The sequence below is a fragment of the Mesorhizobium sp. M2C.T.Ca.TU.002.02.1.1 genome, from assembly GCF_003997225.1.
Window position 1 is genome coordinate 1 of record NZ_RZTO01001585.1, and the last position, 327, is coordinate 327.

A 327-nucleotide genomic window follows, 5' to 3' on the forward strand; every position below is an offset into this window, starting at 1 on the left:
ACGGTGGTCCGCCCGGTCAGGCCGATCGTGGTGCCGCGCTCCGGTGACCATTTGAGGTCGGCGTTGACGGTGGCACCCGAGATCGCATCAAGGTTTTTGTCGTCGATCGCTTCCCTGAGCCAGCCGGCCGAGAATTCGCCCGACAGCTTCTCGCCCATGTCGAGTGCAAGGCCAGCGCGGGCGCCGAGCCGCGTCGACGAGCGCTCGAACCCTTCATTGTCGATGCGTTGATCATAGGTCCGGCGGCCGACCTCGATTTCAGTGAACGGGGTCAGGGCAGGGGAGATCTCGTAGCCGGTGCGCAACGTCGCTGTGTAGAGTGTGGAG

At 64.5% G+C, this 327-nt stretch carries 1 protein-coding gene; it reads right to left on the reverse strand.

The window, feature by feature from the left end:
- Window positions 1–327 (reverse strand): outer membrane beta-barrel protein (locus tag EOD07_RS37420; RefSeq protein ID WP_164773006.1); only part of this gene is annotated, 327 nt, incomplete at both ends.